Below are 19,423 nucleotides of genomic sequence, written 5' to 3'. Positions count from 1 at the left end.
GGTCGGGGCGCAGACGGGGAACTCCGGACAGGACCTGGGGCCGGCCCCACGGCCACGAGGACCGCGCAGCCACTGCCGCACCACCGACAGCCCGCCGACATCCCCCATCGGCGGGCTGTCGCCCGCTGTCGGCGGACTGTCGGTGCGTTGTCGGTGGCGGCTGGTCTGATGGTGGACATGACGCGAATCGACAAGAACCCCAGGAACGGCACGAACGCCGTCGAGGTACGGGGGCTGGTCAAGCACTACGGCTCGACCAAGGCTCTGGACGGCGTGGACCTCGATGTCCGCGAGGGCACCGTCCTCGGCGTGCTCGGCCCCAACGGCGCCGGCAAGACGACCCTCGTACGGGTCCTGTCCACCCTGATCCAGCCCGACGCCGGACACGCGGTCGTGGCGGGCTACGACGTGGTGAAGCAGCCCCGCGCCCTGCGCCGCACCATCGGCCTGACCGGGCAGTACGCCTCGGTCGACGAGAAGCTCTCCGGCTGGGAGAACCTCTACATGATCGGGCGGCTGCTCGATCTGCCGCGCACGAAGGCCCGTTCGCGCGCCGACGAGCTGCTGGAGCGCTTCTCGCTCACCGACGCGGCGAAGAAGGCCGCGATGGAGTACTCCGGCGGTATGCGCCGCCGGCTGGACCTCGCCGCCTCCATGATCGGCAGTCCGGCCGTCCTCTATCTGGACGAGCCGACGACGGGGCTCGACCCCCGTACCCGTAACGAGGTCTGGGACGAGGTGCAGAGGATGGTCGCGGAGGGGGCGACCGTGCTGCTCACCACCCAGTACATGGAAGAGGCCGAACAGCTCGCCAGTGAGCTCACCGTCATCGACAAGGGCAAGATCATCGCCCGCGGCGGCGTCGACGAGCTGAAGGCCAAGGTCGGCGGCCGCACCCTGCAGATCCGCCCCTCCGACCCGGCCGAACTGGCCGCGATGGCCCAGGCGATCCGCGAGGCCGGTCTCGACGGCGTGGCGGGCGCGCAGGCCGTCCCGGACGAGGGACTGCTCTACGTACCGATCCTCAGCGACGAGCAGCTCACCGCCGTCATCGGCCTGCTCGGCACCCGGGGCTTCTCGCTGGCGCACGTCGCCACCGCGCTGCCCAGCCTGGACGAGGTGTTCCTCGCCATCACCGGCGACAAGGCCACCGTCACCGACACGATTCCCCAGGAGGTCGCGGCATGAGCACGACGACTCTGACGCCCGCCCCCACCGACGCAGCCGCGGCCGCCCCGGCCGTGAAGGTCCATGACGAGGGCCGGATCGGACTGCGGAACAACCTGCGCCACATCGGGGCGCTGGTGCGGCGCAATCTGCTCCAGATCAAGAAGGATCCGGAGTCGATGTTCGACGCGCTCCTGATGCCGGTGATCTTCGTCCTGCTGTTCGTGTACGTCTTCGGCGGCGCCGTCGGCGGCAGCATGGGCGGCGGCCGGCAGGAGTACCTGAACTACCTGATCCCCGGCCTGATGGCGATGATGGGCATGAACATCGCCATGGCGGTCGGCTCCGGTGTCAACGACGACTTCCGCAAGGGGGTCATGGACCGGTTCCGTACGATGCCGATCGCCCGTTCCTCGGTACTCATCGCGAAGATCGTGGTCGAGCTCGGCCGGATGATGGTCGCCACGCTCATCCTGCTGGGCATGGGCTTCGCGCTCGGCCTGGAGCTCCACGGGTCGGTGCTCGGGCTGATCGGCGCCATCGCGCTGGCGGCGGCCTTCGGCGCCGCCATCATGTGGATCTTCATCCTGCTCGGACTGGCCATGAAGACGGCCCAGGCCGTCCAGGGGATGGGGATGATCGTGATGATGCCGCTCCAGTTCGGTTCCTCGATCTTCACCCCGCCCACGACGATGCCCGGCTGGCTCCAGACCTTCACCGACTACAACCCGCTGTCCAACCTGGCCGACGCGGCCCGGGGTCTGATGATGGGCAGCCCGCTCGGCGACTCGGTCTGGCTGACGCTCGGCTGGACCGTGGTCATCACGGCGGTCATGGCCCCGCTCGCGGTGTCCAAGTTCCGCAAGAAGTCCTGACGGCCCCGACCGGAGGGGGTTCGGAGCCTCTCAGTCCCGGTACGCGTCCACGAGGGCGGTGGCCTCCTCCAGGGAGAGGCCGCCGCCCTCGGCGTACGCGGCCTCGTAGGCGGCGTCATCGAGCACGGCACGGACCAGCGCCTCGGCGCACTCGAAGTTCTGCCGCTCCATCGCCGTCAGGAAGTGCTCCTGCGGCAGCAGCGCCCGGCCGGCGGCCAGCAGCCGCGCACCGAGCAGCGCCCCCCGCTCCCTGCCGAGGCCGCCCAGCGCCCACGCCACCGTGACCAGGTGGATCACCGCCATCTGGGGCGCCACCATCTGCGTCAGCGGGTCACCCAGGCGCGCCAGCGCCTGCCGGCCCCGGTCCAGCCCGCCGGCGTAGTCGCCGTCCAGGTTGTCCAGCCAGGCCAGGCCGCCCAGCACGAACCCCTCGAAGATCGCCATGGTCTGGGACCTGAACTCCTCGAGCAGTTCGGTGAACTGCTCGCGCGCCTCTGCGATCCGGCCGGAGCGGCCCAGCCACAGGGCCAGGAAGAGCCGGGCGGCGGGCCGCGCCTCGTGCCCCGCGTGCCGCTCGTCCTCGAGCACCTGACGCAGGATCGCCTCGGCCTCCGTGCCGCGGCCGAGCTCGGTGAGCGCGGAGGCGTACCGGGTGCGGAGCACCGACACCTGGGCCAGGGCGCCGAGTTTCTCCGCGTAGCCGATCGCGGCCTGGTAGTCCTCGGCCGCCCGGGTGTGATCGCCCGCCTTCTCGTTCGCCTCGCCGCGTGAGGAGAGCGCCTCTGCCATGCCCCAGTCGTCGCCGAGACGGCTGAAGATCTCCAGGCTCTCGGCGGCGTCCACGTGGGCCGCACCCGCCCAGTCGGGGCGGTTGGCCAGGATGTTGGCGCGCATCTGGAGTGCTGCGGCGAGCTCCCACTCGAAGGCGAACTCCCGTGCGGCGCGGACTGTTTCGTCCAGCAGATGCCGCAGGTCCGCGACACCCCCGGTCAGCATGACGGCGAAGAACCAGAGCGAAGCGGGGCTCCGGCAGGTCTGCGGCTGGCCGACCTGGTACGCGGCGACGATCCCCCGCAGCCGCTCCATGCTGGCCTCGTTCGTCCACTCGTCCATCGCGTGGTCCATGCTGACCAGCTGGACCAGCCCCACCTGGCGCCGCGCCTCCTGGAGCAGTTCGGGACCCATGGGCGGGGGTGCGTCGGTGCAGCGTTCGTGGAGGGAGGGTGCGCGTTCCACGGGCGGGGCGAACGGGTCGGGCCCGAGGGCCGCCGCGGCGTCGGCCCAGTGCAGGGCGTCGCTGCGCAGATTGCGTATCTGCCAGTACCAGGAGAGCGAGATCACCAGGCACAGCGCCTCCTGCTCGTCCCGCGCGGCGACGGCGTGCCGCAGCGCGGTGCGCAGGTTCTCGTACTCGCGCTGGAAAAGATCGATGGCGGCGCGCTGTCCGGAGCCGCGGAGCAGGGGGTCGGTGGTCCGGGCCAGCTCCCTGAAGTGCACGAGGTGCTGGCGTTCGACGGCGTCCCGCTCCCCCGCCTCGTCGAGCCGCTGCGCCGCGTACTCGCCGACGGTCTCCAGGAGGCGGTAGCGCATCTGGCCGTCCGTCGCGGGTGCGGCGACGACCAGGGACTTGTCGACGAGGGAGCCGAGCAGCCCGGCGACCTCCCGCGCCTGCCGCGGCCCGTCCGCGCAGACCGCCTCGGCCGCTTCGAGGGTGCAGCCGCCGGCGAAGACGGACAACCGGCGCAGGGTGGTGCGTTCGTCCTCGGCGAGGAGATCCCAGGACCAGTCGACGACGGCCCGCAGGGTCTGCTGGCGCGGCAGGACGGTGCGGCTGCCGTTGGTCAGCAGCCGGAACCTGTCGTCGAGGCGGTCGGCGATCTGCTGCGGGGTGAGCATCCGCAGCCGGGCGGCGGCGAGTTCGATGGCGAGGGGCAGCCCGTCCAGGCGGCGGCAGATCTCGGCGGTGGCGGCGGCCGTCGCCTCGTCTGCGTCGACACGGAAGCCGGGCAGTGCGGCGGCGCCGCGCTCGGCCAGCAGGCGCAGGGCGGTCGGGTCGGGCAGCGGTTCCACGGGCCGGACGAACTCGCCCGGTACGCCGAGGGGTTCGCGGCTGGTGGCGAGGACGGTGAGCCCCGGGCAGCGGGCCAGCAGGTGGTCGGCGAGAGCGGCGGCGGCCTCGATGACGTGCTCGCAGTTGTCCAGGAGCAGCAGCATGCGGCGCCGGGAGCAGTGGTCGGTGAGCCGGGAGAGCGGTTCGCCCGCCCCTCGTTCGGCGGCCCGGAGCTCCTCGGCGCCGGCGCCGCGCAGCACGGTCTCGCGGGCGCCGAGTGCGCCGAGGACCGCCTCCGGCACCGCTTCGGGGTCGTCGACGGGCGCGAGTTCGGCCAGCCAGACGCCGTCCGGCCAGGACGCGGCGTCGAAGGATTCGGCGGTCTCCTGGGAGAGCCGGGTCTTGCCCGCCCCGCCGGGTCCGAGCAGGGTGACGAGCCGGCCCCGCGCGAGGTCGCCGCGCAGGGCTTCGATGTCGTGCTCGCGTCCGACGAAGCTCGTGAGCCTGGCCCGGAGGTTGCCCTGCGGGACAGCCGGGGCGGGGGTGCGGGGAGCCGGGCGCGGGGCCGGGCGGGCCGGTTCCTGGCGGAGCAGTTCGGCGTGCAGCGCGCTCAGTTCGGGCCCGGCGTCGGTGCCGAGCCGGTCGGCGAGGACAGTGCGCACCTCGTCGTACGCGGCCAGCGCCTGGGCCGTGCGCCCGGCGTCGCGCAGGGCCCGCAGCCGCAGCGCCTGGAGCGGTTCGTCGATGGGGTGCTCGTCGCAGAGCGCGGCCAGCTCCGGCAGCGCCTCGTCGGCCCGGCCGAGCGCGAGCGCCGCGGTGAGCCTGGTCCGGCGGGCGTCGAGGCGGCGGGCGGTCCAGCGGGCCGCGACGGCGTCCCGGTCGGGAAGGTCGGCCAGGACCGGCCCCCGCCAGAGACCGAGCGCGTCGTCGAGGACGCTCAGGGCCTTCGCCGGATCGCCGGCCCCCAGAGCGCGCACGCCCTCCCCCGCGAGGCGCTCGAAGCGGTACAGGTCGACGCTGTCGGGTTCGGCGGCCAACCGGTAGCCGTTGTCCACGGAGGCGACCGCCGCATGGCCGAGCGCCCGCCGGAGCCGGCCCACGAGCGCCTGCAGGGCGCCGGGCGCGTCGGCCGGCGGGTCGCCGTCCCACACCTCGTCGACGAGCACCGCGACGGGCACCGTCCGGCCGGTGCGCAGGGCGAGCACGGCGAGCAGGGCGCGCAGCCGCGCCCCGCCGATGACGACGGCCGTGCCGTCGTCGCGAAGTGCCTGGGTGGTACCGAGGATGCCGTAGCGCACGCGCCCATTGTCCGCGACGGGGGCCGGGTCATCCACCGCCACCCGGCCGTACCCGCTCGCCCCGCCCGTGCCACTGCCCGCCATGCCCCCACCTTCGTGGAACCACCGGCCCGATGCCAGACGTTTTCCGCGTGTCGCCTGTACGGTCGGGGCTCGCCGCCCGCCCGCTCCCGCCTTCCCCGCAGCCACCAGGAGCCCGCCGATGACCTCCGCACCAGCCCGCAGCGACCGGCGGATCAGCCCGGTCTTCCTCGGGATCGCCGCCGTGACGGCGGTCTCCGGCTGGGCGGTGTGGACGGACTTCGCCGAGCAGCCGGGCTTCGCCACGTTCCTGTTCGTCACCGCGGCGTGGATCGTCTCGCTCTGTCTCCATGAGTACGCCCACGCCCGGACGGCGCTGCACAGCGGCGACATCTCCATCGGCGCCAAGGGCTACCTCACGCTGAACCCCTTGAAGTACACGCACGCGCTGCTGAGCATCGTGCTGCCCGTGCTGTTCGTGATCATGGGTGGGATCGGGCTGCCCGGTGGCGCGGTCTTCATCGAGCGGGGCCGGATCCGGGGCCGCTGGCGGCACAGCCTGATCTCGGCGGCGGGCCCGCTGACGAACGTCCTGTTCGCCCTGGTGTGCACCGCGCCGTTCTGGCTGGACGCGCTGGACGGTGTCCCCGGCCCCTTCCGGAACGCGCTGGCCTTCCTGGCGCTGCTCCAGGTGACGGCGGCGATCCTGAACTCGCTGCCGGTGCCGGGCCTGGACGGTTACGGAGTGATCGAACCGTGGCTCTCGCACTCGCTCCGACGCACGGTGGAGCCCTTCGCGCCCTACGGGCTGATCGCGGTCTTCGGTCTGCTGTGGGTGCCCGAGGTGAACGCGGCCTTCTTCGACGCGATCGACGGGGTACTGGGGTCGCTCGGCGTCAGCAGGTCCCAGTCGGACTGCGGTCTCGACGCCTACCGGTTCTGGCAGACGGCGAACCCGTTCTGCGCGACGGCCGGCTAGGCGCCCCGACGCCCTACGCGCCCTGGGCGTTCACCGCGCGCTGCCTGCGTACGTAGTACCAGGACATGTTGGACGAGAGTCCGACCAGCAGCACCCAGACGATCCCGAGGAGCCAGCTGCCCTGCACGAAGGAGATCACGGCCGCCGCGACGGCGAGGACGCAGACGGCGATGGCGTAGAGAGCGAGGCGGGGCATGGGGGTGGCTCCTGTCGGGGGGTGATGCGTGGTCCCGTCCAGTGTCCCCCATGCCCCCGGCCGCTCCGAGCAGGGTGGCGCGGCCGGCTCAGACGTCGGTGGCGCGCAGACCCGCGTGGGCCTTGTAGCGGCGGTTGACCGAGATCAGGTTGGCGACGAGCGACTCGACCTGGTGGGCGCCCCGGAGCCGGCCCGCGAAGATGCCGCGCATCCCCGGGATGCGGCCTGCCAGTGCCTGGACGATGTCGGTGTCGGCGCGGGCCTCGCCCAGCACGAGCACGTCGGTGTCGATCTCCTCGATCGTCTCGTCCTGGAGCAGTACCGCCGAGAGGTGGTGGAAGGCGGCGGTGACGCGCGACTCGGGCAGCAGGGCGGCGGCCTGCTCGGCGGCACTGCCCTCCTCGGGCTTCAGCGCGAAGGCGCCCTTCTTGTCGAAGCCGAGCGGGTTGACGCAGTCGATGACGAGCTTGCCGACGAGCTCGTCGCGCAGGGACTCCAGGGTCTTGGCGTGCCCGTCCCACGGCACGGCGACGATCACGACGTCGCTGTCGCGCGCGCAGGCGGCGTTGTCCGCGCCGCGGACCCCGTGGCCGAGCTCGTCGGCGGCGGCCTCGGCGCGGTCCGCCGCACGGGAGCCGATGATCACGGACTGTCCGGCGCGGGCGAACCGGTAGGCGAGCCCGCGGCCCTGCGGTCCGGTGCCGCCGAGGACGCCGATGGTCAGGCCGGAGACGTCGGGGAGGTCCCAGGGGTCCTTGGCGGGGGGCTTGGGAGCGCTGCCGCTGTCATTCGTAGTCATGGCCCCGACACTACTGCCAGGTACGAGGACGGGACGGTGTGTCCTCGGCCAGTGGGACGGGCCTTCGTACGCGATCTCGTACGGATGGATCCGCCGCCGTTCGCCCGTGCGGGGCCCCCGGTGTGGTGCAGGATGCCGGGCCATGGATGCCGTACGTGTGGCGCTGCTGCGTGAGGTGCTGGCCGGAACCCAGTGGCCGTCCGCCACCCGGCGGTTCGCCGGGACGCTGCGCTCGTCCGTCGTGCCGCACGGCGGCGGGCTGCTGCTGGTGGGGACCGAGGTGTACGAGCCGTGGCACCTGGCGGCCCATCTGGTCGACGAGTCCGCCTGGTCGGGGCTGCCCGAACTGACGCCCACCCTGGTGCGCCACCGGGTGGAGCCCGGCGACCCGGCGCACCTGGCGGTGGGGCTCGGCCGGATCGAGGCGGCCGGGCGGGGCGAGACGCTGCTCGTGGTGGTGCCGGAGCGGCCGGGCGAGGACCTGCTGGAGCGGGTGCACGACGCCCGCCGGGCCGGGGCGACGGTCCTGTCGCTGGACAACGGTGATCCCGAGGTGCGGGGGCTGGCCCATGAGGCGCTCTCGGTGACGGCCGGCGACGATGTGGACCTGGACACGATCCAGCACCTGGTCAGCGCGGCGGCCGGGGAGAACGGCGCGCCCGTGCAGCGTGGCCGGCGGCGGTTCCGGGACCGGCTGTCCCGGCTCGCCGACCAGCTGACCGCGCCGCCGCCGGCCCGGTGGTGACCGAGGCACCGCCACCGGGCCGATGACCCGCGGCACCGCGGGCCGGACTCCACGGTCGGAAACCTGTTTGCACCGGGCACGCACGAGGTCGGACCATGTCCCCTCGTGACCTCTCACCCCTCCCTCGCCGCCAGGCTGGCCGCGCTGCTTCCCGACCTCTCGCCCTGGCGTTCCTCGGCGGACTTCCGGCTGCTGTGGGTGCAGGGGATCGTCACCTACTTCGGCAGTTTCATGGCGCTGATCGCGCTGCCGCTCCAGATCAAGGACCTCACCGGGTCCCCGCTCGCCGTCGGCGCGATGGGCGCGGTCGAGCTGGTGCCCCTGGTCGTGTTCGGGCTCTACGGCGGCGCGCTCGCCGATGCGGCCGACCGCCGCAAGGTCATCCTGGCCACCGAGGCGGGGCTCGGTCTGCTCGCGCTCGTCCTCCTGGTGAACGCGGCCCTGCCGGACCCGATGCTGTGGCCGCTGTACGTCGTGGCCGGTGGTGTCTCCGCGCTGGCCGGGCTCCAGCGACCCGCGCTGGACTCGCTGATGGCCCGGATCGTGCCGCACGACCAGCTGGGGGCGGCCGCCGCACTGAACTCGCTGCGCTGGCAGGCCGGCGCGATCATGGGCCCGGCGCTGGCGGGCCTGGTGGTCGCCTACGCGGGGCACGCCACGGCGTACGCGATCACGGTGTGCACGTTCGCCGTCTCCGTCCTGCTGTGCCGCGGGCTAGCGCCCGCGCCGCCCGCGGAGAAGGGGCTGAAGCCGTCGTTGCGGGGCATCGCGGAGGGGGCGCGCTATGCGTGGAGCCGGCCGGTGCTGCTCGGGACCTACGCGATCGACATGGCGGCGATGTTCTTCGCCTTCCCGAACACGATCTTCCCGTTCCTCGCCGACGACCTGGACGCCGAGTGGTCGCTGGGGTTGATGTACGCGGCGGGCTCGGTCGGCTCCCTCGTTCTCGGCCTGACCAGTGGCTGGACCTCGCGGGTACGCCGGCACGGGCTGTTCGTGGTGTGCGGTGCGGCCGTCTGGGGGCTGGCCATCGCGGCGGCCGGCTGGTTCGGCGACGTGTGGCTGGTGCTGGTCTGCCTGACGGTCGCCGGCGCGGGCGACATGCTCAGCGGGCTCGGCCGTTCGACCATCTGGAACCAGACGATCCCGGAGGAGCTCCGGGGCCGGCTCGCGGGCATCGAGGTGCTCTCGTACAGCGTCGGCCCGCAGCTGGGCCAGGTCCGGGCCGGCGGGATGGCCGGGTGGACGGGGACCCGGACCGCGGTCTGGAGCGGGGGCGTGGCCTGCGTCGCCTCGGTGGCGCTGCTGGCGGCCGCCCTGCCGAAGCTCCTCACGTACGACTCGGAGACGGACGAGGACGCGCTGCGCAGGCGGGAGCGGAGCGAGGAGGCCCTGAGGGCGGCGCCCACGGGCTGAGCCCGGGGCGCGGCCGGTCGGGCCCCGCCCTCGGCCGCCCCCGCCCTCAGCCGCCCGCGTTCTCGTCCGGGCCCTTGCGGTCGTGCCACTTGGGGTCGGTCTCCCACTCCAGGTTCCGCTCCTGCGCGGTCTCCATGGCGTGCTGCGCCTCCTGGCGGGAGGTGTACGGGCCGAAGCGGTCCTTGGCCGGGCACTCGGGGCCCTCCTCGACCTTCTTGTGCTCCAGGCAGTAGAACCACTCGCCCGGCTTGCCGACCGTGCGCTTCTTGAACAGGGCCATCACGGGCTCCTTTCCTCGGTGCCATGGTGCCCCAGACACAGGCTCTAAACTCGCTGACATGTCTGGCCAGTCGCTGCTTGTACCAGGGGAGCTCACTCCCGTCCGTTCCGTGCCCGGAAACATCCGGCGCCCCGAGTATGTGGGCAAGCCCGCCCCGACGCCGTACAACGGCCCGGAGGTGCAGGACGCCGACACCGTCGAGCGCATGCGCGTCGCGGGACGCATCGCCGCCCAGGCCATGGCCGAGGCCGCCAAGCACATCGCCCCGGGCGTCACGACGGACGAACTCGACCGGGTCGCCCATGAGTTCATGTGCGACCACGGCGCGTACCCGTCGACGCTGGGGTACCGGGGCTTCCCGAAGTCGCTCTGCACGTCGCTCAACGAGGTGATCTGCCACGGCATCCCGGACTCCACGGTGCTGCGCGACGGCGACATCGTGAACCTCGACGTGACGGCGTACATCAACGGGGTGCACGGCGACAACAACGCCACGTACCTCTGCGGTGACGTGGACGAGGAGTCGCGGCTGCTCGTGGAGCGCACGGAGGAGTCGCTGAACCGGGCGATCAAGGCGGTGCGGCCGGGCCGCCAGATCAATGTGATCGGCCGGGTCATCGAGTCGTACGCGAAGCGCTTCGGTTACGGCGTGGTGCGGGACTTCACGGGGCACGGGATCAACTCGTCGTTCCACTCCGGGCTGATCATCCCGCACTACGACAGCCCGCACGCCACCACCGTGATGCGGCCCGGCATGACCTTCACCATCGAGCCGATGCTGACGCTCGGGTCGCACGACTACGACATGTGGGACGACGGCTGGACCGTGGTCACGAAGGACCGCAGGCGCACCGCGCAGTTCGAGCACACGCTCGTGGTGACGGAGACGGGCGCGGAGATCCTGACGCTCCCGTAGTCCCTCCCCTGTCCGCTGAACGGCCGCCCCTTCCGAGCGGCCCCGCCTCGGCTCGGGTGCCCCGCCGCTTCCGTCTGTCCTCAATCGCCGGACGGGCTTGATCGTGCCGCTGCGGGAATTGGACGGCCGGGGGCTCGATTCGGCACGCGGTCAGCCCTGGGCAGCCAGCCGCACCCGGCCGCCGATCTCCACCGTGCCGTCCGGGGCGGGGGCCGTGAGGATCTGGGAGCCGCGGCCCTGCCTGATGTTCAGCGCGCGGCCCAGCCGGTCGCTGAGAAGCAGCGCCGCCGCCCCCGTCGCCTCGTCCTCGGCGATGCCCCCGGTGCGAGCCCCGGCTCCACTGGAGCGGCTGACGCCGCGCTCATCGAACCTGCGCGGGAACGCCCGCGCCCTCACCCGGCCCGCGGCCTCGTCCTCCCACGCCCAGGCGTAGAGCCAGCCCTCCCCGGGCGGCGGGGCGGGCAGCGCCTCGACCTCGGCGACGGAGCCGTACTGCTGGAGCGTGCGCGGCGGCGCCCATTCGGGGCGGGCGGCGATCCAGCTGAACTCCCCGTCCTGGCGGGCGAAGACCTCCCCCACCCCGAGCTCCAGAATTTCCAGGTCGAGCAGCCACGCGGCGCCGACCAAGGGATGCCCGGCGAACGGCAGGCGGAGGCCCGGGGTGTAGATGTCCAGATGGCCGCGCTCGGGGTCGTCCACGAACACGGTCTCGCTGAAGCCGAGCCGGCGGGCCAGCTCCTGCCGGGACGCCTCGTCGGGGTGGTCGCGTCCGTCGCGTACGACTCCGAGCGCGTTGCCGTGGCGGCCGTCGGGGCCGCAGAACACGCGCAGGACGTCGATGCCGGCGGGTACGTCGTAGTCATTCACGTGCGCATTCAAGCACCGCCCCGGGTATCGCACCGCGAGAGAGTGACCGGGTTCGTGGCCGCCCCTTCTCCGCACTGTGCGGCGGCCAGCGGGCCCGGGTCGCGCCGGCCCGGACCACCTCTTGACCATCACTTGACCTGTTGAGGGCTCGCTCGTGGGTCGACCGTGATCCTTCCGTTCCTGTGCGTCCCCAGTGAGAGCTGAATCACTGCACAGGTGGGTACCGGTCAGGTAAGCCTCGGTTAAGTTAGGTCCGCCTCACCCATCTTTGTCCGGCCTTCCCCTCCCTTCTCCTTCGTCCTCAAGTGGAGCCCGCATGCGAGCCGTTCGTTTCTCCGTCGTCACCGCTGCCGCCACCGTGGCCGCCCTGACCGCTGTCACGGGCTGCGCCGAGAAGAGCGACGGCAAGGGCGAGGGGGCCGTCCAGGTCGTCGCCAAGGACGATGCCTGCGAGGTCTCGAAGACGGAGCTGCCGGCCGGGCACGTCGAGCTGGCGGTGCAGAACAAGGGTTCCAAGGTCACCGAGGTCTACGTCCTGTTCCCGGACGACCGCATCGTCGCCGAGCGCGAGAACATCGGGCCGGGCACCAAGGCCACCATCACCGCCGAGATCAAGGCCGGTTCGTACGAGATCGCCTGCAAGCCCGGCATGAAGGGCCACGGCATCCGGCAGAAGATCGAGGTCAGCGGCGGCAAGGCGGCCAAGCGCAGCCCGGAGATGGACAAGGCCGTCGCCGCGTACCGCACCTACGTCCAGGCCCAGGCCGACGAGACGCTGCCGAAGGTCAAGGTCTTCACGGACGCGGTCGCCGCCGGTGACGTCGAGGCCGCGAAGAAGGCGTACGCCGACTCCCGCATCGGCTGGGAGCGCACCGAGCCGGTCGCCGAGTCCTTCGGCGACATCGACCCGAAGGTCGACGTCCGCGAGGACGGCCTGGAGGACGGCCAGAAGTGGACCGGCTGGCACCGCCTGGAGAAGGCGCTGTGGCAGGACAAGAAGCTGGGCGCCGAGGAGAAGGCCCTCGCGCCGACCCTCTACAAGGACCTGCTCGACTGGCAGAAGCGGGTCGGCACGGCGGACATCAGCCCGACCTCGATGGCCAACGGCGCCAAGGAGCTCCTCGACGAGGTCGCCACCGGCAAGGTCACCGGTGAGGAGGAGCGCTACAGCCACACCGACCTGGTCGACTTCAAGGCCAACGTCGAGGGCGCGGAGAAGTCCTACGAGCTGCTGAAGCCGATCGCCACGAAGAACGACGCGGCGCTGACCTCCAGCCTGGACAAGCAGTTCGCGGCGCTGAACACGCTGCTGGACAAGTACCGCACGGACAAGAGCTCGTACGTCTTCACGTCGTACGAGAAGGTCGGCAAGGCGGACCGCAAGGAGCTGTCGGACGCGGTCAACGCGCTGGCCGAGCCCCTCTCGCGGCTCGCCGCCGCGGTGACGAAGTAACCGGTCGGAAAGGGGCTCCGGGTATGTCCGAGCAGAAGCGGCAGGCATCCGAGGACACCGCCACCGGGACGTCGGCGGGTGTTCCCTCGCGGCGGGCGCTGCTCGGCTGGGGCGGCGCCGGACTCGCGCTCGGTGCGGCGGTGGCCGGCGGTGCCGTGGCCGCGGTCCGCTCCGGGGACACCGCCGTGACGGCCGCGGACAGCGGTGCGGCGGTGCCGTTCCACGGAGCGCACCAGGCCGGGATCGCCACCGCCGTCCAGGACCGCCTGCACTTCGCCGCGTTCGACGTGACGACGAAGGACCGGGCGGAACTGGTCGCGCTGCTCAAGGAGTGGACGCGGGCGGCCGAGCGGATGACGGCGGGCCACGCGGTGGGCGACGGTGCCTACGGGGGCCCGGCCGAGGCTCCGCCGGACGACACGGGCGAGGCGCTGGGGCTCAGGCCGTCCCGGCTGACGCTGACGATCGGCTTCGGCCCCTCGCTGTTCGCCAAGGGCCGGTTCGGCCTGGAGGACCGGCGTCCCGAGGCGCTCGTCGAGCTGCCGAAGTTCCCGGGTGACAACCTCGACAAGGCCCGCAGCGGCGGCGACCTGTGCGTCCAGGCGTGTGCGGACGACCCGCAGGTGGCGGTGCACGCCATCCGTAACCTCGCCAGGATCGGCATGGGCCGCACCGCGATCCGCTGGTCGCAGCTGGGCTTCGGCAAGACGTCCTCGACGACGCCCGACGCCCAGACCCCGCGCAACATGCTGGGCTTCAAGGACGGCACCCGCAACATCGCCGGCACCGACACCGCCGCCCTCGACCAGCACGTGTGGGCCGGCGCGAAGGACGGTTCCGACTGGATGACCGGGGGGTCCTATCTGGTGGCCCGGCGCATCCGGATGCACATCGAGACCTGGGACCGGACCGGGCTGCAGGAGCAGGAGGACGTCTTCGGCCGCGACAAGGGCGAGGGCGCCCCGGTCGGCAGGGCGAAGGAGCGCGACGAGCCGTTCCTGAAGGCGATGCTGCCCACCGCGCACGTACGGCTCGCGCACCCCGACACCAACGACGGGGCGACGATCCTGCGGCGCGGCTACTCCTTCACCGACGGGACGGACGGCCTGGGCAGGCTCGACGCCGGGCTGTTCTTCCTCGCCTACCAGCGTGACACCCGCAAGGGGTTCGTACCGCTGCAGCGGCGCCTGGCGGCACACGACGCACTCAACGAGTACATCCAGCACGTGGGTTCGGCGCACTTCGCCGTCCCGCCGGGCGTCCGCGACAAGGACGACTGGTGGGGCCGGGCGCTGTTCTCGTAACGGGACTCGAAGCGGAAAGGGAACCGAAACGTGTTCAGTAACTTCCTGATCGGCCTGCGCGAGGGCCTTGAGGCCAGTCTGGTCGTCTGCATTCTCATCGCGTACCTGGTGAAGACCGGCAACCGGCACAAGCTGCTGCCGATCTGGACCGGTGTCGGCATCGCGGTCGTCGTCAGCCTGGCCTTCGGCGCCGGTCTCGAATTCGGTTCGCAGGAGATGACGTTCAAGGCCCAGGAGGCGCTCGGCGGTTCGCTGTCGATCCTCTCGGTCGGCCTCGTCACCTGGATGGTCTTCTGGATGCGCCGCACCGCGCGGCACCTGAGGAAGGAGCTGCACGGAAAGCTCGACGCGGCACTCGCGATGGGCACCGGTGCCCTGGTCGCCACGGCGCTGCTCGCGGTGGGCCGTGAGGGTCTGGAGACCTCGCTGTTCGTGTGGCGTGCGGTGCACGCGGCGGACGACGGCTGGCACCCGATGATCGGCGCGCTGCTCGGGATTCTGACGGCGGTGGTGCTGGGGTGGCTGTTCTACCGGGGCGCGTTGAAGATCAACCTGGCGAAGTTCTTCACCTGGACGGGTGGCATGCTGGTGGTCGTCGCGGCGGGTGTGCTCGCGTACGGCGTCCATGACCTTCAGGAGGCCGAGTTCCTCGGCGGTCTGCGGAACCGTGCGTTCGACATCAGCGCCGCGATTCCGCCGGACAGCTGGTACGGCACGCTGCTGAAGGGGACGTTCAACTTCCAGCCCGACCCGACCGTTCTCCAGATCACGGTGTGGGCGCTGTATCTGATCCCCACGCTCGCGTTGTTCCTCTCCCCGGTAGGGTTCGGACGGTCAGAGGGCCCCTCAGCGGGTGCGACGGATCAGAAGGCGCGGAAAGCAACGGATGAGAAGCCTGAGGCCGGTTCGGCTGGCGACGGGGCTCGCGACAGCGACGGTGCTGAGCATGACGGCGAGCGGGTGCGTGACGGTGCACGGCGAGCTGGAAGTCGTCCGGGCGGCGACGCCGTCTGAGGCCGCGCAGGCCCTGAACGACTTCACCACCGCGTACAACGCGGCGGACAAGGCCTACGACCCCGCGCTGGACGCGGACCAGGTCACCGGTGCGCTCGGCACGATCAACCAGGCGGGTCTGCGGGCCCGGCAGAAGAACAATCCGAACGGCAACCCGAACCACCGGCCGCTGGAACTGACCGACGCGCACTACGTCATCCCGAAGAAGGCCGGCTGGCCGCGGTGGTTCCTCGCGGACACGGACTCCAACCGTGATCAGGACAGCGGGAAGCAGGACACCCGCTGGCTGTTCGCGTTCGTCAAGTCCGGGCCCGGCGCGGGGTGGAAGGCCGCCTACCTGGCGGTCGCCGCCCCGTCCCAGCTCCCCGACTTCGTGAAGGACGGCGAGGGGCGGGCCGCACCGGTGTCCGCGGACACCTCCGAACTGGTGGTGGCTCCCGCGGACTTGGGCACGCAGTACACGGAGTACCTGCAAAAGGGCACGCCGGACGTGTTCGCCCCCGGCGTGGCCACCTCCGCCTGGCGCGACGCGCGCCTGAACACCCGCCGGGCCGGATTCTCGTACCAGTACATCGACCAGCCGCTGAACAGCGGGGCGTTCGGGCCGCTCGGCCTGGAGACGGCCGACGGCGGAGCGCTGGTCTTCTTCAGCAGCAAGCACTTCGAACGGCAGACGGCGGCGAAGGGGCTGCGTCCGGCCGTCTCGCAGGACGTCGCGGCGCTGATGACCGGCGAGGTGCGGAGCACGCTCACGAAGGAGCGGGTCTCCAGCCAGCTGGTGTACGTGCCGAAGAAGGGCGCCGGTGCGGGCAAGGTGATCGTACTGAACCGCGTGCCGGGCCTGACGTCGGCGAAGGGGTCTTAGGCGGTCAAGCGGTCCTGGGGCTCTCGCGTCGCCCCAGGGCCTCCCTCGTCCTCGCCCCCGCCCCGGCTACCGGCTCAGCGGCCAGGCCACCGACTCGTGGTCGACGTCGCTCTGCTCCGCGGAGCCCACGAACCGCGCGCAGGCGTCCGTCAGCGTCTCCAGCAGGGTCAGCGGGTCCGGCAGCGGATTCTCCGGTCCGCGCACCCAGCGCACGTCCAGCTCACCGGGGAGCATGGCCGGCGGCAGGAGCACGTAACTGCCCCGGCAGTGCCATCGCAGCCCGGGGTGCTCGTCCATCGTCTCGGGGTGGCAGTCCAGCTCGCACGGCCACCACTCGTCCTCGTCCTCCGGCGTACCGCGGGTCGCGGTGAAGAAGAGCATCCGGTCGTCGCCGGAGCGGGCCACCGGGCCCACGTCGATACCGGCGGCGAGGAGCCGCTCCAGTGCCTGGGTGCCGGCCGACAGCGGGACGTCGAGCACGTCATGGATCATGCCGGTCGCGGTGATGAAGTTGGCCTGCGGCTGGCTGAGGGCCCAGCGCTCGATCTGGGCACGGTCGGTCGTGGACTGTGTCTGCCAGGCGAAGGAGACGGGGTGTCTGGCGGGGGTGGGACAGCCGACGCGTTCGCACGAACATCGGTAGCCGACCGGATGAGCGGCGGGCGCGATCGGCATCCCGGCCTCGGCGACAGCCAGGAGCAGCGCCTCCCGGGCGGTGCCGTCGACATCGCTCTGCTGCGGTTTGGGCCGTCGGCGCAGCCACTGGGAAATCCTGCCCTCTGAGCCGCGACCGCGGCTGAAATCGGCGCCCATCTATCCCCTTACCTCAAGCGTTGCCCCTGCCCATGGTCCCACCATCCTGCGCTTCGGGTGGCCAGAGTCCTGAAGCGGGGTACGGAGACCGGTGGCCGGGTGTGAACACCCTCGCACCCATGGTCACCTTATGGCTCGGGGGGCCCGGCGCGGCAGTGGTCACTCGGAGCGGCGGGGGCTGCGCCGGGGCGCGTACGGGGCTGCTGAACGTGCCCGTACGCGCGCCGGGGCGGCGGGGGTCGACGACGGTCGGTGAGCGGTGAGCGAAATCTCGGACCGGACCTTCCCTCACCCGCCCTCAGGGCGGGCGGGCCGCACGGCCTCCCGGTGCGGCCCGCCCGAACACCAGTGGCAGCCCCGACCCGTACCCCTCGTGAACCACCCGATCGGCCCACTGTCCCGACGGCCCGGAACGGCGCACCATGGGCTCACGCACACACCCGTGCGACGCACCGGCCGCAGCGGTCACCTATGCCGCCGCGACGATTCGTGAGGAGCCCTCGTTGCCTCGTGAAGCCACACCCCGCCGCTACCTGATGTGCGCCCCGGCGCACTTCGAGGTGACGTATTCCATCAACCCGTGGATGGACCCCACCAAGCCGGTCGACCTCCCGCTGGCGCAGACCCAGTGGGAGGACCTGCTGGGCCGCTACCGCAGCCTCGGACACACCGTCGAACTGCTCCCGCCCCACCCGGACCTGCCGGACATGGTCTTCGCCGCCAACGGGGCCACCGTCATCGACGGCCGGGTCCTGGGGGCCAGGTTCGCGTACCAGGAGCGGTTCCCGGAGGCGGCCGCCCACCGCGACTGGTTCGCCGGACACGGTTTCACCGAGATCCACGAGCCCGTCCACGTCAACGAGGGCGAGGGCGACTTCGCGGTGACCTCCTCGTACCTCCTGGCGGGGCACGGCTTCCGGTCCGATCCGCTCTCGCACGACGAGGCGCAGGAGTTCTTCGGGCGGCCGGTGATCGGCCTGGACCTGGTCGATCCGCGCTACTACCACCTGGACACGGCGCTGAGCGTCCTCGACGACGCGGCCGACGAGATCATGTACTACCCGGGTGCCTTCTCGCCGGGCAGCCGGGCCGTACTGGCGCGGCTCTTCCCGGACGCGCTGATCGCCGACGAGCCGGACGCCGCCGCGCTGGGGCTGAACGCGGTGAGCGACGGGCTCCACGTCCTGCTGCCGCAGGCCGCGACGGGCCTGTTCGACCCGCTGCGCGACCGCGGCTTCGAGCCGGTGCCGATGGATCTCGGCGAACTGCTCAAGGGCGGCGGCAGCGTGAAGTGCTGCACCCAGGAGCTGCGGCCCTAAAGCGAGTCCCGCGGGTCGGGGCCGGACGGTTCCCGGCCCGCTTCCGGCGGGGGCGGCCAGGCGTCGCCCCAGTCGGTGTCCCGGGCGGCGCGGTACAGCCCGCCGTGCCGCTTGGTGACCGTGGCGCGACGCAGCGCCTCGTCCCGGGTGCAGAGCTCCAGCAGCACCTGGCCCTTGCGGATCTGCGGCCGGCGCGTGACCCGCGCGTCCACGGGCCGAGCCGTGAAGCGGGTGGCCACGACGTAGCTGAACTTCTCGTCCTCGTACGGGAGCGAGCCGCCCTTGACCCGCCGGTGCAGCGAGGAGCGGCTGACCCGGGCCGAGAAGTGGCACCAGTCCGTGCCCGGCTCGATGGGGCAGGCGTCGCTGTGCGGGCAGGGCGCGGCGACGGTGAGGCCGGCGGCGATCAGCCGGTCGCGGGCCTCGATGACGCGGGTGTAGCCGTCGGGGGTGCCGGGCTCGACGATCACGACGGCCTGCGCCGCACGGGCCGCGGCGTCGACGAGGGCGGTGCGGGCCTCGGGCGTCAGCTCGTTGAGCACGTAGGAGACGGTGACCAGGTCGGCGGCGTCCAGCGCCAGGTCCTCGCCGATGCGCGCCCGCTGCCACGTGGCGGCGCGCAGTGCCGGGATGCCGGAGGCCGCTGCCAGTTCACGGCCCAGGGCGAGGGCCGGCTCGGCCCAGTCCAGGACGGTGGTCCGCGGCCCGTCCCAGGCCCCGGCGACCGCCCAGCTCGCAGCCCCGGTGCCGCCGCCGACGTCGGTGTGCGTGGCCGGCTCCCAGTCCGGGGCGGCGTCGCGCAGTGCGTCGAGGGCGGAACGTACCGCCTCGAAGGTCGCGGGCATCCGGTACGCGGCGTACGCGGCGACGTCCGAGCGGTCGCGGAGCAGCGGGGCGTCGGTGGGAGTGGTGCCCCGGTAGTTGGCGATGAGCCGGTCGACGGCCTGCGTGGCCTGCTTGGGCGGCAGCCCGTCGAGGAGTCCGGCCAGGGCCGCACGCAGGGCTTCCGCGGTGGGGAGGGTGACGTTCACCGAGGAAGTGTAGGC

At 72.2% G+C, this 19,423-nt stretch carries 18 protein-coding genes; 11 read left to right on the top strand and 7 right to left on the bottom strand.

What is annotated here, in order from left to right; all coding sequences use genetic code 11:
• The first annotated feature begins 168 nt into the window (after window positions 1-168).
• The gene (locus ACFYPA_RS13180) at window positions 169-1,188 is read left to right on the top strand and encodes an ATP-binding cassette domain-containing protein (RefSeq protein ID WP_389131739.1); all 1,020 of its coding nucleotides are present in this window, start codon (window positions 169-171) and stop codon (window positions 1,186-1,188) included.
• Window positions 1,185-2,042 carry an ABC transporter permease gene (locus tag ACFYPA_RS13175; protein WP_359081206.1) on the top strand — a complete coding sequence of 286 codons (858 nt, stop codon included), beginning with the start codon at window positions 1,185-1,187 and terminating at the stop codon, window positions 2,040-2,042. Before ACFYPA_RS13180 ends, ACFYPA_RS13175 begins: the two co-directional genes overlap by 4 nt.
• 30 nt (window positions 2,043-2,072) lie before the next feature.
• Here the strand turns inward: ACFYPA_RS13175 and ACFYPA_RS13170 are convergent, their stop codons facing one another.
• On the bottom strand, window positions 2,073-5,390 hold the full coding sequence (locus tag ACFYPA_RS13170; RefSeq protein ID WP_389131736.1) for an ATP-binding protein: 3,318 nt from the start codon (window positions 5,388-5,390) through the stop codon (window positions 2,073-2,075).
• A gap of 202 nt (window positions 5,391-5,592) precedes the next feature.
• Here ACFYPA_RS13170 and ACFYPA_RS13165 point away from each other — a divergent pair, with 202 nt between their 5' ends.
• Window positions 5,593-6,390, top strand: coding sequence for a site-2 protease family protein (locus ACFYPA_RS13165; protein ID WP_389131629.1), 798 nt, complete (start codon window positions 5,593-5,595; stop codon window positions 6,388-6,390).
• A gap of 13 nt (window positions 6,391-6,403) precedes the next feature.
• Here the strand turns inward: ACFYPA_RS13165 and ACFYPA_RS13160 are convergent, their stop codons facing one another.
• Window positions 6,404-6,586 (bottom strand): hypothetical protein, encoded by a 183-nt coding sequence (locus ACFYPA_RS13160; RefSeq protein WP_359081210.1) that lies wholly within the window; start codon window positions 6,584-6,586, stop codon window positions 6,404-6,406.
• A gap of 88 nt (window positions 6,587-6,674) precedes the next feature.
• Entirely contained in the window at window positions 6,675-7,385 is a 711-nt protein-coding gene (gene npdG, locus ACFYPA_RS13155; protein ID WP_359081211.1) for an NADPH-dependent F420 reductase, read from the bottom strand.
• 142 nt (window positions 7,386-7,527) lie between these two features.
• Between npdG and ACFYPA_RS13150 the strand changes: the two genes are divergently transcribed.
• The gene (locus tag ACFYPA_RS13150; protein ID WP_359081212.1) at window positions 7,528-8,130 is read left to right on the top strand and encodes a hypothetical protein; all 603 of its coding nucleotides are present in this window, start codon (window positions 7,528-7,530) and stop codon (window positions 8,128-8,130) included.
• A gap of 105 nt (window positions 8,131-8,235) precedes the next feature.
• Complete coding sequence (locus tag ACFYPA_RS13145) at window positions 8,236-9,546, top strand: MFS transporter (RefSeq protein WP_389131626.1); 1,311 nt, start codon at window positions 8,236-8,238, stop codon at window positions 9,544-9,546.
• Window positions 9,547-9,592: 46 nt separating this feature from the next.
• Here the strand turns inward: ACFYPA_RS13145 and ACFYPA_RS13140 are convergent, their stop codons facing one another.
• The gene (locus ACFYPA_RS13140) at window positions 9,593-9,826 is read right to left on the bottom strand and encodes a hypothetical protein (RefSeq protein ID WP_359081216.1); all 234 of its coding nucleotides are present in this window, start codon (window positions 9,824-9,826) and stop codon (window positions 9,593-9,595) included.
• A gap of 58 nt (window positions 9,827-9,884) precedes the next feature.
• Between ACFYPA_RS13140 and map the strand changes: the two genes are divergently transcribed.
• On the top strand, window positions 9,885-10,742 hold the full coding sequence (map, locus tag ACFYPA_RS13135; protein ID WP_359081218.1) for a type I methionyl aminopeptidase: 858 nt from the start codon (window positions 9,885-9,887) through the stop codon (window positions 10,740-10,742).
• 150 nt (window positions 10,743-10,892) lie between these two features.
• Here map and ACFYPA_RS13130 read toward each other — a convergent pair whose 3' ends face one another.
• Window positions 10,893-11,609 (bottom strand): PhzF family phenazine biosynthesis protein, encoded by a 717-nt coding sequence (locus ACFYPA_RS13130; protein ID WP_359081220.1) that lies wholly within the window; start codon window positions 11,607-11,609, stop codon window positions 10,893-10,895.
• A 316-nt stretch (window positions 11,610-11,925) separates the two neighbouring features.
• Here ACFYPA_RS13130 and efeO point away from each other — a divergent pair, with 316 nt between their 5' ends.
• Genes efeO through ACFYPA_RS13110 form a run of 4 tightly spaced genes read left to right on the top strand, consistent with a single transcriptional unit; the run spans window position 11,926 to window position 16,245 of the window.
• Complete coding sequence (gene efeO, locus ACFYPA_RS13125; protein ID WP_389131622.1) at window positions 11,926-13,062, top strand: iron uptake system protein EfeO; 1,137 nt, start codon at window positions 11,926-11,928, stop codon at window positions 13,060-13,062.
• Between the two features lie 23 nt (window positions 13,063-13,085).
• The gene (gene efeB, locus ACFYPA_RS13120; protein ID WP_389131619.1) at window positions 13,086-14,366 is read left to right on the top strand and encodes an iron uptake transporter deferrochelatase/peroxidase subunit; all 1,281 of its coding nucleotides are present in this window, start codon (window positions 13,086-13,088) and stop codon (window positions 14,364-14,366) included.
• A gap of 30 nt (window positions 14,367-14,396) precedes the next feature.
• Window positions 14,397-15,380, top strand: a complete 984-nt coding sequence (efeU, locus tag ACFYPA_RS13115; protein WP_389131616.1) for an iron uptake transporter permease EfeU — start codon at window positions 14,397-14,399, stop codon at window positions 15,378-15,380.
• Window positions 15,313-16,245, top strand: coding sequence for a hypothetical protein (locus ACFYPA_RS13110; RefSeq protein ID WP_359318558.1), 933 nt, complete (start codon window positions 15,313-15,315; stop codon window positions 16,243-16,245). The genes efeU and ACFYPA_RS13110 overlap by 68 nt, the downstream gene beginning before the upstream one ends.
• Before the next feature lie 66 nt (window positions 16,246-16,311).
• Here the strand turns inward: ACFYPA_RS13110 and ACFYPA_RS13105 are convergent, their stop codons facing one another.
• The gene (locus ACFYPA_RS13105; RefSeq protein ID WP_359318555.1) at window positions 16,312-17,058 is read right to left on the bottom strand and encodes a bifunctional DNA primase/polymerase; all 747 of its coding nucleotides are present in this window, start codon (window positions 17,056-17,058) and stop codon (window positions 16,312-16,314) included.
• Between the two features lie 422 nt (window positions 17,059-17,480).
• Here ACFYPA_RS13105 and ddaH point away from each other — a divergent pair, with 422 nt between their 5' ends.
• Complete coding sequence (gene ddaH / locus ACFYPA_RS13100) at window positions 17,481-18,377, top strand: dimethylargininase (protein WP_389131613.1); 897 nt, start codon at window positions 17,481-17,483, stop codon at window positions 18,375-18,377.
• Here ddaH and ACFYPA_RS13095 read toward each other — a convergent pair.
• A complete protein-coding gene (locus tag ACFYPA_RS13095) occupies window positions 18,374-19,408 on the bottom strand; it encodes a small ribosomal subunit Rsm22 family protein (RefSeq protein WP_389131611.1) in 1,035 nt (344 codons plus the stop codon). The two genes, ddaH and ACFYPA_RS13095, sit on opposite strands and share 4 nt — an antisense overlap.
• Window positions 19,409-19,423: the final 15 nt, after the last annotated feature.

This window comes from Streptomyces sp. NPDC005775 (assembly GCF_042871565.1).
Lineage (GTDB): Bacteria > Actinomycetota > Actinomycetes > Streptomycetales > Streptomycetaceae > Streptomyces.
The sequence above is the reverse complement of the archived record's forward strand: the minus strand, read 5'-3'. Positions and strand labels throughout refer to the sequence as shown.

Excerpts from the sequence above, each read along its gene's own strand:
- ACFYPA_RS13180 (WP_389131739.1), top strand. The coding sequence starts at position 169 with ATGGTGGACATGACGCGAATCGACAAGAACCCCAGGAACGGCACGAAC.
- ACFYPA_RS13175 (WP_359081206.1), top strand. The coding sequence starts at position 1,185 with ATGAGCACGACGACTCTGACGCCCGCCCCCACCGACGCAGCCGCGGCC.
- ACFYPA_RS13165 (WP_389131629.1), top strand. The coding sequence starts at position 5,593 with ATGACCTCCGCACCAGCCCGCAGCGACCGGCGGATCAGCCCGGTCTTC.
- ACFYPA_RS13160 (WP_359081210.1), bottom strand. The coding sequence starts at position 6,586 with ATGCCCCGCCTCGCTCTCTACGCCATCGCCGTCTGCGTCCTCGCCGTC.
- npdG (WP_359081211.1), bottom strand. The coding sequence starts at position 7,385 with ATGACTACGAATGACAGCGGCAGCGCTCCCAAGCCCCCCGCCAAGGAC.
- ACFYPA_RS13150 (WP_359081212.1), top strand. The coding sequence starts at position 7,528 with ATGGATGCCGTACGTGTGGCGCTGCTGCGTGAGGTGCTGGCCGGAACC.
- ACFYPA_RS13140 (WP_359081216.1), bottom strand. The coding sequence starts at position 9,826 with ATGGCCCTGTTCAAGAAGCGCACGGTCGGCAAGCCGGGCGAGTGGTTC.
- map (WP_359081218.1), top strand. The coding sequence starts at position 9,885 with ATGTCTGGCCAGTCGCTGCTTGTACCAGGGGAGCTCACTCCCGTCCGT.
- efeO (WP_389131622.1), top strand. The coding sequence starts at position 11,926 with ATGCGAGCCGTTCGTTTCTCCGTCGTCACCGCTGCCGCCACCGTGGCC.
- efeB (WP_389131619.1), top strand. The coding sequence starts at position 13,086 with ATGTCCGAGCAGAAGCGGCAGGCATCCGAGGACACCGCCACCGGGACG.
- ACFYPA_RS13110 (WP_359318558.1), top strand. The coding sequence starts at position 15,313 with ATGACGGCGAGCGGGTGCGTGACGGTGCACGGCGAGCTGGAAGTCGTC.
- ACFYPA_RS13105 (WP_359318555.1), bottom strand. The coding sequence starts at position 17,058 with ATGGGCGCCGATTTCAGCCGCGGTCGCGGCTCAGAGGGCAGGATTTCC.
- ddaH (WP_389131613.1), top strand. The coding sequence starts at position 17,481 with ATGGGCTCACGCACACACCCGTGCGACGCACCGGCCGCAGCGGTCACC.